The 9,890-nt window shown below is 62.1% G+C and carries 10 protein-coding genes, 1 tRNA gene and 1 pseudogene; 8 read left to right on the forward strand and 4 right to left on the reverse strand.

Annotation, left to right across the window (positions count from 1 at the left end):
* Positions 1–13: 13 nt before the first annotated feature.
* Entirely contained in the window at positions 14–313 is a 300-nt protein-coding gene (locus GGQ90_RS25825; RefSeq protein WP_188084348.1) for a polyhydroxyalkanoic acid system family protein, read from the forward strand.
* 23 nt (positions 314–336) lie between these two features.
* Positions 337–1,038, forward strand: coding sequence for an NAD-dependent deacylase (locus GGQ90_RS25830; RefSeq protein WP_188084349.1), 702 nt, complete (start codon positions 337–339; stop codon positions 1,036–1,038).
* A 6-nt stretch (positions 1,039–1,044) separates the two neighbouring features.
* Here GGQ90_RS25830 and GGQ90_RS25835 read toward each other — a convergent pair whose 3' ends face one another.
* The 3 genes from GGQ90_RS25835 to GGQ90_RS25845 all read right to left on the reverse strand — a co-directional run bounded on the left by GGQ90_RS25835 (position 1,045) and on the right by GGQ90_RS25845 (position 2,971).
* Positions 1,045–2,025 (reverse strand): FecR family protein, encoded by a 981-nt coding sequence (locus GGQ90_RS25835; protein ID WP_223178457.1) that lies wholly within the window; start codon positions 2,023–2,025, stop codon positions 1,045–1,047.
* The gene (locus tag GGQ90_RS25840; RefSeq protein ID WP_188084350.1) at positions 1,994–2,599 is read right to left on the reverse strand and encodes a sigma-70 family RNA polymerase sigma factor; all 606 of its coding nucleotides are present in this window, start codon (positions 2,597–2,599) and stop codon (positions 1,994–1,996) included. The genes GGQ90_RS25835 and GGQ90_RS25840 overlap by 32 nt, the downstream gene beginning before the upstream one ends.
* A gap of 171 nt (positions 2,600–2,770) precedes the next feature.
* Entirely contained in the window at positions 2,771–2,971 is a 201-nt protein-coding gene (locus GGQ90_RS25845) for a hypothetical protein (protein ID WP_188084351.1), read from the reverse strand.
* A 119-nt stretch (positions 2,972–3,090) separates the two neighbouring features.
* Here GGQ90_RS25845 and GGQ90_RS25850 point away from each other — a divergent pair.
* From GGQ90_RS25850 to GGQ90_RS25860, 3 genes are all read left to right on the forward strand, one after another.
* Positions 3,091–3,175: transfer RNA gene (locus GGQ90_RS25850), tRNA-Leu, on the forward strand.
* Positions 3,176–3,240: 65 nt separating this feature from the next.
* Complete coding sequence (gene tig, locus GGQ90_RS25855; RefSeq protein ID WP_188084352.1) at positions 3,241–4,842, forward strand: trigger factor; 1,602 nt, start codon at positions 3,241–3,243, stop codon at positions 4,840–4,842.
* A gap of 158 nt (positions 4,843–5,000) precedes the next feature.
* Positions 5,001–5,978 carry a glycosyltransferase family 2 protein gene (locus GGQ90_RS25860; RefSeq protein WP_188084353.1) on the forward strand — a complete coding sequence of 326 codons (978 nt, stop codon included), beginning with the start codon at positions 5,001–5,003 and terminating at the stop codon, positions 5,976–5,978.
* Here the strand turns inward: GGQ90_RS25860 and GGQ90_RS25865 are convergent.
* Entirely contained in the window at positions 5,960–6,589 is a 630-nt protein-coding gene (locus GGQ90_RS25865) for an HdeD family acid-resistance protein (RefSeq protein WP_188084354.1), read from the reverse strand. The genes GGQ90_RS25860 and GGQ90_RS25865 overlap by 19 nt on opposite strands.
* Before the next feature lie 131 nt (positions 6,590–6,720).
* On the opposite strand from GGQ90_RS25865, the gene clpP reads away from it, so the two are divergent.
* From clpP to GGQ90_RS25880, 3 genes and pseudogenes are all read left to right on the forward strand, one after another.
* Positions 6,721–7,356, forward strand: coding sequence for an ATP-dependent Clp endopeptidase proteolytic subunit ClpP (clpP, locus tag GGQ90_RS25870; protein WP_188084355.1), 636 nt, complete (start codon positions 6,721–6,723; stop codon positions 7,354–7,356).
* A gap of 133 nt (positions 7,357–7,489) precedes the next feature.
* Entirely contained in the window at positions 7,490–8,758 is a 1,269-nt protein-coding gene (clpX, locus tag GGQ90_RS25875) for an ATP-dependent Clp protease ATP-binding subunit ClpX (RefSeq protein WP_188084356.1), read from the forward strand.
* 367 nt (positions 8,759–9,125) lie between these two features.
* A pseudogene (locus GGQ90_RS25880) lies at positions 9,126–9,797 on the forward strand (TonB-dependent receptor plug domain-containing protein); the annotation flags it as partial.
* Between the last annotated feature and the right edge of the window lie 93 nt (positions 9,798–9,890).

Raw genomic sequence — 9,890 nt, forward strand, 5'->3', positions numbered from 1 at the left:
AAGGATAAACAGGATGGACATCGACATTCCCCATGACCTTGGCCGTGACGAAGCGAAGCGCCGGGTGGAGCAGGGCCTGCCCAAGCTGGAACAGCATATCCCCGGCGGTGGCACCATGACCGCGACCTGGCCGTCCGACTATGCGCTGGAGATGGAAATCTCGGCCATGGCCCAGACTATTCCGGTCAAGCTGCTGATCGAGGAGGACAAGGTGCGCGGCACCGTATCGATCCCGATGTTCCTCAAGATGATGTCCGGCCCGATCTCCGACTTCATCAAGACCAGCGCCCAGAAGATGCTGACCAAGGCGTAAGTCTGCCTGCCGAGGTGCCCGCCATGCCGACCGACATCCACAATATCGTCATCCTCACCGGCGCGGGTATTTCGGCCGAGAGCGGGCTTGCGACCTTTCGCGGGCCGGATGGCTTGTGGGAGGGGCATCGGGTGGAGGATGTCTGCACGCCCGAGGCATTGGCGCGCAATCCGGCGCTGGTGCATCGCTTCTATGACGAGCGGCGGGCGAAGCTGGCGGAGGTGGCGCCCAATCCGGCGCATGAGGCATTGGCTGCGCTCGACCGTGCCTGGCCGGGCGATCTGCTGATCGTCACCCAGAATGTCGATGACCTGCATGAGCGGGCAGGGGCGGTCCGGCTGCTCCACATGCATGGGGAATTGAAATCCGCCCTCTGTGCCGCCTGCGGCAAGGCGGTGGCCTGGGCCGATCCGCTGCCGCCCGGCAGCGCCTGTGCGGGGTGCGGCGCGCCCAGCCTGCGGCCCGACATCGTCTTCTTCGGCGAAATGCCCTATGATATGGAGTGGATCGAGGAAGCGCTGGCGCAGGCTGATCTGTTCGTGTCGATCGGCACGTCGGGCGCGGTCTATCCGGCCGCCGGCTTCGTCCAGATGGCGCGTCATTATGGCGCGCGAACGCTGGAGCTTAATCTCGATCCGTCGGCGGGCAGCAGCTATTTCGAGGAAAGCCGGCTTGGCCCGGCAAGCGAACTGGTGCCCGAACTGGTCCGCGACCTGCTCGGCTGAGCGGCCCTATTCGCTCGGTGCCATCGCATTGTCGGCGGCATCCGGTTCATCGCGATAGAGCAGCATCACCGATCCATCCTCGCCATTCACCGCGCGGATCGGCAGGCTCAGTTGCAGGGCGGACAGGAATTCCCTGCTGTCGCTGACGCGGAAGCGCCCGCCGACCCGCAACGAGGAGACGCGCGCATCGCCGATCAGGATCGGCGCGCGGCGATAGCGGTTGAACTCGCTGGCCGCTTGCTCGATCGTTTCCCCGTCCAGTTCAACCATCTGGTCGCGCCAGGCGGTGCGCTGGTCGATCAGCTTGGGGCTGAGATGGGTGAGGTCGATGCTGCGCGACTGGATCACCGCGCCGCTGCCGGCGCTGACCTTTTCCAGTCCGCTATCGCCCGAATGGACCGTCACCGTGCCCTGCGTCACGGTGAGTTCGACCACCGACGGGCGCATGCGGACGTTGAAGGCGGTGCCGACCGCGCGGATCAGGGCCGATCGCACCTCCACGTCGAAAGGGCGGCCCTTGTCATGGGCCACGTCGAAAGAGGCTTCCCCTTTCAGCACCCGTACCTTTCGGCCGATATCGGTGAAGCGGACTTCCGCCTCGCTATTGCTGTTGAGGTGCAGGGTGGAGCCATCGGCCAGCGCGACGTCGCGGATCTGGCCTACGGCGGTCTCATAGCGATCCACGCCGCTGAAGGTGCGGATGGTGACGATCGCGGCGACGATGAAGAAGGCGATGGCGATGCCGGCGGCGATCATGATGTTGCGCGACAGCCGGCGCTGCTGTTCCTCGCTGACGATCGCTTCGAGCGGGGGCAGGTTGACTTCGGCGGCGGCGCTCTTCAGCCGCTCGGCCGCATCCCAGGCGGCCTCGGCGCGGGCAAAGGCCACACCATGGCGCGGATCGGCCTCGATCCACGCACATATCTCGTCTTCGTCCTGGGGCGTAGGGTCGCTGTTAAGCCTGGCCAGCAGGCGCGCGGCTTCCAACGCGATCGCGTCCCTGTCCCCGCTGTTTGAACTTGGTCCCGACGCCTGCACGTTCGAAATCCGTTTCCTCACGTTCTGCCCAGGCCCGCATAACTATGCCGATGGCTTTGGCCAGATGTTTTTCAACAGTAGAAACGGACAGAGACATTTCCTCCGCTATTTCCAGCATCGATTTTTCGTGAATACGGCGAAGAATGAAGACGCGGCGACACTGGGTAGGCAGCGAATCGACGATCGCCTCGACCTGGCGAAGCGCTTCGCGGGCATGGAGCTGTGCCTCGATGGTGTTTTCGCCACCCAGCAATTCCAGATCAGCGATCGTCTCGAAGCTCACCACCTTGTTGCGGCGGGCGGTGTCGATGACGAGATTGCGGGCGATGGTGAAGAGATAAGCGCGCCCGGTGGTGACATTTTCCCAGTTTTCCGTGGCATAGGCACGGGCCAGGACTTCAGCGACCATATCCTCCAGCTCATGGGTGGAAGGCAAAATGCGACGCAGACGGCCCCGTAAGGCAGCTTCCTGCGGCAAAATCACGGTCTTGAACCATTCTAGCTTGGCGCGAACCCTATGCACGTCGACCCCCTTTTATGTCAGCGCGCCTCTCCAGCATTTCTTTTTGTTGTCATATTTCAATCATGGAATCCGGGGGGTGTCCAGCACGCGATTACGCATATTCCGTAATCCGCCATAAAAAGTTCCACCCTGTTGCAAAAAAGTTTTAGGCCGCCTTCTTTTGTTGCGCGGTTACGAAATTATGTCAGGCGGCACCTCGTCCGGCGCGCTGTCGGGCTGGTCATAATCGGGCTGCTCGGGAATGATCTCGGGCGGTTCGTTGATCGGAGTCTCATCCGGAGTCGCGGGCGGCGGCATTTCGGGCGGCGATTGCGGCTCTATGATGTCGGGGGCGGGGATGCCGTCGGGCGCTGGATCGGGCTGGGTCGCCATGCTATGCTCTCCTGCAAAGAAGATGCTACGCCTGGGTAAGGATGCCGGTTCCATGGCCGCATGCATATCCCTTGCTCTCGCCAATGCTTTTCTCTATGCCGCGCCGACCGGCGACCGATGCGGGCGTGGCGAAACTGGTAGACGCGCCAGATTTAGGTTCTGGTATCGCAAGATGTGGGGGTTCGAGTCCCTTCGCCCGCACCAGTGTCAGGCCCTGGCTTGATCCGTCGCCAACGATATTCAGCTGAAGAAAGCGTTTGAGAGAAAAGATGCAGACTGTCGAGACGTTGAACGAGGGCCTGAAGCGCGCCTATACCGTGACCATCACGTCGAAGGATATCGACGCCCGCGTCGAGAAGGAAGTGCTGGCTATCGCACCGCAGGTGCGCATGCCCGGCTTCCGCCCCGGCAAGGTGCCGGCGAACCTCGTCAAGAAGATGCATGGTGAAAGCCTGCAGCGCGATGCCCTCAACAATTCGATCCAGGAAAGCGTTCAGAAGCTGATCGCCGACCAGAAGCTGCGTCCCGCGATGCAGCCGTCGGTCGAGCTGGATGAAGGCTTCGAGTTCGGCAAGGATGCCCAGGTCAAGGTCGAACTGGAAGTTCTGCCCGTGATCGAAGCCCCGAGCATCGAGGGTCTGAAGCTGGAGCGCCTGACAGCCGAAGTCAGCGACGCGCAGGTCGAGGAACAGGCCGGCCGCATCGCCACCCAGCAGGGTGCGCTGGAAGAATATGCCGCCAGCCACAAGGCGAAGGACGGCGACACGCTGGTCATCGACTTCGTCGGCAAGGTCGATGGTGAAGCGTTCGAGGGCGGTTCGGCCGAGGGCGTGAAGCTGAAGATCGGTTCGGGCCAGTTCATCCCCGGCTTCGAAGAGCAGCTCGGCGGCGTGAAGAAGGGCGAAGAAAAGACCATCGAGGTCAGCTTCCCCGAAGATTATGGTGCCGCGCACCTCGCCGGCAAGGCGGCGACCTTCGACGTGACCGTGCAGTCGGTGCTGAACGCCGACAAGCCCAAGCTCGATGACGACTTCGCCAAGTCGCTGGGCCTGGAAGGTCTCGACCAGCTCAAGGATCTGCTCAAGGGCCAGATCGAGCAGGAGCATAACGGCCTGACCCGCACCTATATGAAGCGCAAGCTGCTCGACCAGCTCGCCGCTTCGCACGACTTCGACGTTCCGCCGAGCATGGTGGAAGCCGAATTCAACCAGATCTGGCAGCAGCTTCAGCACGAAGCCAGCCATGAAGCCGATCCGGAAGCCGCTCTGGCCGAAATGGAAGCCGAGAAGGAAGATTATCGCGGCATCGCCGTGCGCCGCGTGCGCCTGGGCCTGCTGCTGTCGGAAATCGGCCAGGCCAACAATGTCGTCGTTTCGGACAATGAAATGAACCGTCTCATCATGCAGGCTGCCCAGCAGTACAGCCCGCAGGACCGTGAGCGTTTCGTGCAGTATGTCCGCCAGGATCCGATGGCTGCCGCCCAGCTGCGCGCACCGCTCTATGAGGACAAGGTCGTCGACTTCCTGTTCGAAAAGGCTGAAGTCAGCGACCGCGCTGTCAGCCGTGAGGAACTGGAAGCCGCGATCGAAGCCGAAGATGGCGATCTGAAGCCCCACGTCCACGGTCCGGGCTGCGGCCATGACCACGATCATGACGACAAGCCCAAGGCGAAGAAGGCCGCTGCCAAGAAGAAGGCCGAGCCTGCCGAGGCCGAAGCTGAAGTGGTAGCCGAGGAAGCCGCGCCCAAGAAGGCGCCGGCCAAGAAGGCTGCTGCCAAGAAGGACGAAGCCCCGGCTGAAGAAGCCGCCGCCGAGGAAAAGCCCAAGGCGAAGAAGGCTCCCGCCAAGAAGGCTGCTGCCAAGGCTGAATAAGCCGGCAGGCTAGAGACGAGAAGGGCGCCCGGCTTCCATGTGGAGGTCCGGGCGCCTTTTCTTTATATCGTCGCCGGCATTCTTGGGGCAGGGCAGTCGAAATATTAACCATGGCGGGGCCATGGCAGGGGCAAGAGGGGCGCAGGAGCGTGCGGCAGATGAAGGAATTCCCGGCGGTGGCGAATGGCGAGGGTGTCGCAACCCCGCATGTCGCGGTGATCCTGCCCTGCTATAATGAAGCGGGTGCGATCGTGCAGACGGTCCGGGATTTCCGACGCGCGCTGCCCCATGCCGACATCTATGTCTTCGACAATAACAGCACCGACGGCAGCCGCGAACTGGCGGCCGGGGCAGGGGCGATCGTCCGTCGCGTGACCCAGCAGGGCAAGGGTCATGTGGTGCGCCGCATGTTCGCCGACGTCGATGCCGATATCTACATCATGGCCGATGGCGACGCGACCTATGAGGCCGCCGCTGCGCCGGCGATGGTCGCTGCCATGCTGGAGGATAATCTCGACATGGTGGTGGGTTGTCGCCGCGACCAGGTGGAGGAGGCCTATCGCCGCGGCCACCGCTTCGGCAACTGGGCGCTCACCAGCCTGTTGAAGCAGCTTTTCGGCCGCAGCTTCACCGATATCCTGTCGGGCTACCGCGTCTTCTCGCGCCGCTTTGTGAAAAGTTTCCCGGTGCTGTCCGCCGGTTTCGAGATAGAGACCGAGATCAGCGTTCATGCCCTCGAACTGGCGATGCCGGTGTCCGAAGTGATGACCGCCTATGGCGCGCGTCCCGAAGGCTCGGTCAGCAAGCTGTCCACCTATCGCGATGGCTGGCGCATCCTGCGCACGATCATCACCCTCTATCGCATCGAGCGGCCGATCCTGTTCTTCGGCATTATCGCGGCCTTCCTGGCGGCACTGGCCGTCGGCCTCGCCGCGCCGCTGATCGTTACCTATGCCCAGACCGGTCTGGTGCCGCGTTTCCCGACCGCGATCCTGGTCACCGGCCTCATGATCCTGGCGACCTTGAGCGGCATGTGCGGCCTGATCCTCGACACGGTGGTGCGCGGCCGCCGCGAAGTGCGGCGGCTCGCCTATCTCGCCTTCCGTGCGCCCAGCGACTATGCCTTGAAGGACTGAACCCGGCGGCGCAGCCGCATCGCCAGGATCAGCAGTGTGACGCCGGTCACCAGCGCGTAGAAGCCGATGCCCCAGCCCAGCATCGCCACCGACACATGCGGGTTGGCAAAGGCCAGGTAGACGACGAACAGGCCCAGCAACAGCGAGAGCAGCCCGCTCAGCGCCAGCAGCCATTCGCCCTCTATCTCCTTGCGCAGCCGGATTGCGGCGATGATTTCCAGCCCGCCGGCGATGATTGCCCATCCCGCGATCAGCAACACGGTCAGCAGCGCATAGGTGATCGTCATCGCGATCGGCGTGACGATGAAGATGATGCCGACGGCAATGCCCAGCAGCCCGCGCAGCAGCATCGCGCCCCAGTGGCGGCCATGCCCCATCCGGCGAAAGGCGCTGATCGCCGAGAAGATGCCGTCGGTCAGCGCATAGACCGCGAAGATCAGCGTGAGCGCGAACAGTGCGCTGAACGGGTAGAACAGGGCGATGATGCCCAGGATGATCGAGGCGGCGCCGCGCAGCGCCAGCGCCTTCCAGCCGAAGGAGAAGGCGGCGATCAGCCCCGGTCCGGCACCGCCGTCATGGGGTGGAATATTGGGATGCACGTCGGAAACCATCGGCTTGTTCCCCCTGTTGCGATTTGAAACGATTGTGGAACGGTAGGGGTGGCACATGGTTCCCCCTTGAACCAGTCGGGTTTTGTGCCGATGTAGGGGGCCGGGCAAAAGCACCTGACTGAAAGAGCACAATGACCAACATCATGCATGATCCCATGGCCGCGCTGGTTCCCATCGTCATCGAGCAATCGAACCGTGGCGAGCGCAGCTTCGATATTTACTCGCGTCTTCTGCGCGAGCGGATCATCTTCGTGACCGGCCAGGTCGAGGACCATATGGCCTCGCTGATCGTCGCCCAGCTTCTGTTCCTCGAATCGGAAAACCCGAAGAAGGACATCTGGATGTATATCAATTCGCCGGGCGGCGTCGTGACGGCGGGCATGGCGATCCACGACACGATGAAATATATCCGTCCTCAGGTCGGCACCGTCTGCATCGGCCAGGCCGCTTCGATGGGCAGTTTCCTGCTAGCCGCTGGCGAGCCGGGCAAGCGCATCGCGCTCGGCAATGCCCGCATCATGGTCCACCAGCCGTCGGGCGGCGCCCAGGGCATGGCGTCGGATATCGAGATCCAGGCCAAGGAAATCCTTCGGATTCGCCGTCGCCTGAACGATCTCTACGTAAAATATACTGGCCAGACGCTGGAAGCGGTCGAAAAGGCGATGGATCGCGACACGTTCCTCGAAGCGGATGAGGCCAAGGCCTTCGGTCTGGTCGACGAAGTGTTCGATCGCCGCCCTGCCGCTGCGGAAAACGCGGACGGCTAAAGGCGATCTTTACCGGGGCGCGGTACATCACCTCTTGTGAAACCGCCGTGCCCCGGTCTAGGATAGCCTTTGGACCAGATTATCCCCGGCCAGAACCGGCATGGTGCCGACGGCGGGGAGGAAAGATTGGCGAATGACTAAGCTTACGGGCTCCGATTCTAAAAGCACGCTTTACTGCTCCTTCTGCGGCAAGTCGCAGCATGAGGTGCGCAAGCTGATCGCGGGGCCGACCGTCTTCATCTGCGATGAATGCGTGGAACTGTGCAACGACATCATCCGCGAGGAGACCAAGGGCGGTCTCGTCGGCAGGAAGGATGGCGGCGTGCCGACCCCGCAGGAAATCTGCGATGTGCTCGACGATTATGTGATCGGGCAGAAGCGCGCCAAGCGTGTCCTGTCCGTCGCGGTCCACAATCATTACAAGCGCCTCAACCACGGCTCGAAGCCGGGCGAGGTGGAACTGGCCAAGTCGAACATCCTGCTCGTCGGCCCGACCGGCTGCGGCAAGACTTTGCTGGCGCAGACTCTGGCAAAGACCTTCGACGTGCCCTTCACCATGGCCGATGCCACCACGCTGACCGAGGCCGGCTATGTCGGCGAGGACGTGGAAAACATCATCCTCAAGCTGCTCCAGGCGTCCGACTATAATGTCGAGAAGGCGCAGCGCGGCATCGTCTACATCGACGAAATCGACAAGATCAGCCGCAAGGCCGAGAACCCGTCGATCACGCGCGACGTGTCGGGTGAGGGCGTGCAGCAGGCGCTGCTCAAGCTGATGGAAGGCACGACCGCCTCGGTTCCGCCGCAGGGTGGTCGCAAGCATCCGCAGCAGGAATTCCTGCAGGTCGACACGACCAACATCCTGTTCATCTGCGGCGGCGCGTTCGCTGGCCTGGAAAAGATCATCGGCGACCGTCTGGAAGCCAAGTCGATCGGTTTCGGCGCCCATGTCGCCGCGCCCGAGGAGCGCAAGACCGGCGAACTGCTGCGCCAGAGCGAACCGGAAGATTTGCTGAAGTTCGGCCTGATTCCCGAATTCGTCGGCCGTCTGCCGGTCATCGCGACGCTGGAGGATCTGGACGTGACCGCTCTGGTCAAGATCCTGGTCGAGCCGAAGAACGCGCTGGTCAAGCAATATGGCAAGCTGTTCGACATGGAGAATGTCGAACTGAGCTTCACCGATGATGCGCTGACCGCGATTGCGAAGAAGGCAATCGAGCGCAAGACCGGCGCGCGCGGCCTGCGTTCGATCCTGGAAGCGATCCTGCTCGATACCATGTTCGATCTGCCCTCGATGGAGGGCGTCGGCGAAGTGGTGGTCGACAAAGACGTCGTTGCCGGCACCAAGGAACCGATTCGCGTGTTCAGCGAGAAGGACAAGCGCGCGGAAGACGCCGCCTAGTTCATTCGCCGTTCAGGCTGGAACAAAAGGGGCCGGTGGACCATCCACTGGCCCCTTTTTCGTGCAAGTCTTTCGCACTGCACAAAAATTCCCGATCCGTTGTAAAATTGCACCAGTGGTGTCGCGCTGTAAAATTTCGGCATATTATGCAATAAAATCAGTGTGATATGGTTGAATTTCAAGTCGTTTCCCGGCGTCTAGGTAAAGTCCCTGCCTGATTGTGACAGTCCCGCACCTGCATTGTAACATAATTGCAATCATAGCATCACAGGGGCGTCGCCAGTGGCCGCCAGATGCGGCGCCGGCTCGAAGAGCAAAATGGTTAGGGCGTCCTGGGGCGCCACTCTTGAAAAAGGGACAAGGGTCAATGAAGCAGTTTCTCAAGTGCAGCGCCGCGATTCTCGCCGTCGCTGCCCCGGCTGTCGCCTTCGCGCAGTCGACCGGTTCGGATGATTTCGATTCGATCATCGTAACCGGCGCCGTCGTCAACCAGGGTGTTGGCGGCGTGAAGATTCCTGACTCGCCGAAGGCGAAGGTCGTTCTGGGCCAGGAAATCATCCAGGCACAGCGTCCGGGGCAGTCGGTCAACGAAATCATCAACCTGGTGCCGGGCGTCAGCTTCACCAACAACGATCCCTGGGGTTCGTCGGGTGGCAGCTTCACCATCCGCGGCTTCAGCTCTGACCGTATCTCGCAGACCTTTGACGGTATCCCGCTCAATGACTCGGGCAACTATGCGATCTACACCAACCAGCAGGTTGACGCCGAGCTGATCGAGAACATCAACGTCAACCTGGGTTCGACCGACGTCGATAGCCCAACCGCTGCTGCGGTTGGCGGCACCGTCAACATCAAGACCCTTGAACCGAGCGATGACTATGGCGTTCTTGCCAGCGTCAGCTACGGCAATATCGTTGCCGACGGCGCGGGTGATCGCCCCTATTTCCGCATGTTCGGCGTTGTGAACACCGGCGACCTGACCGGTCACGGCACCAAGGCCTGGATTTCGGCCTCGCGCATCCGCAACGACGCCGCCTGGGACTGTCAGGATTTCCGTGTGCGGCCGGGCGGTTGATCATCAGGCCGCCATGGCTCTGATGAAACGTTCGCCGAAGATCACGGCAAATTGCGC

The sequence above is a fragment of the Sphingobium scionense genome (assembly GCF_014197035.1).
Taxonomy (GTDB): Bacteria; Pseudomonadota; Alphaproteobacteria; order Sphingomonadales; family Sphingomonadaceae; genus Sphingobium; species Sphingobium scionense.

What these genes read in the sequence shown, in the direction of transcription:
- GGQ90_RS25825 (WP_188084348.1), top strand. Translation starts at nt 14, where the DNA reads ATGGACATCGACATTCCCCATGACCTTGGCCGTGACGAAGCGAAGCGC.
- GGQ90_RS25830 (WP_188084349.1), top strand. Translation starts at nt 337, where the DNA reads ATGCCGACCGACATCCACAATATCGTCATCCTCACCGGCGCGGGTATT.
- GGQ90_RS25845 (WP_188084351.1), bottom strand. Translation starts at nt 2,971, where the DNA reads ATGGCGACCCAGCCCGATCCAGCGCCCGACGGCATCCCCGCCCCCGAC.
- tig (WP_188084352.1), top strand. Translation starts at nt 3,241, where the DNA reads ATGCAGACTGTCGAGACGTTGAACGAGGGCCTGAAGCGCGCCTATACC.
- GGQ90_RS25860 (WP_188084353.1), top strand. Translation starts at nt 5,001, where the DNA reads ATGAAGGAATTCCCGGCGGTGGCGAATGGCGAGGGTGTCGCAACCCCG.
- GGQ90_RS25865 (WP_188084354.1), bottom strand. Translation starts at nt 6,589, where the DNA reads ATGGTTTCCGACGTGCATCCCAATATTCCACCCCATGACGGCGGTGCC.
- clpP (WP_188084355.1), top strand. Translation starts at nt 6,721, where the DNA reads ATGACCAACATCATGCATGATCCCATGGCCGCGCTGGTTCCCATCGTC.
- clpX (WP_188084356.1), top strand. Translation starts at nt 7,490, where the DNA reads ATGACTAAGCTTACGGGCTCCGATTCTAAAAGCACGCTTTACTGCTCC.